Source organism: Pseudomonas sp. SIMBA_068 (assembly GCF_046534705.1).
Taxonomy (GTDB): Bacteria; Pseudomonadota; Gammaproteobacteria; order Pseudomonadales; family Pseudomonadaceae; genus Aquipseudomonas; species Aquipseudomonas putida.
Window position 1 is genome coordinate 1 of the sequence record NZ_JAWRYI010000797.1, and the last position, 262, is coordinate 262.

Sequence of the window (262 nt, forward strand, 5' to 3'; positions counted from 1 at the left end):
GGTGCGCAACCTGGTGGAGCGCTACAACGCCCGTGAGCTGGTGGGCTTCGATGCGTTCAAGGAAGTGCAACGGGTGCTGGCCAACTTCCTCGAGCGCCCTGCCGTTCAACGGGGCTTGATAATCCCGGGCTGATCGCCACGTACTTAACCTGTGGGGCTTGTTCCCACAGGCTCATCTTGCAGCCTAGAAAATCTGATTCAGCACCCAGTACAGGCTACCCGCCAGCAACATCGCCGCCGGCAAAGTCAGCACCCACGCCAT

Annotated in this window: 1 pseudogene; it reads left to right on the top strand. The window is 60.3% G+C overall.

Annotated elements, in window-relative coordinates:
- Positions 1 to 133 (top strand): annotated as a pseudogene (locus SB756_RS31495) (glutathione S-transferase); the annotation flags it as partial.
- Between the last annotated feature and the right edge of the window lie 129 nt (positions 134 to 262).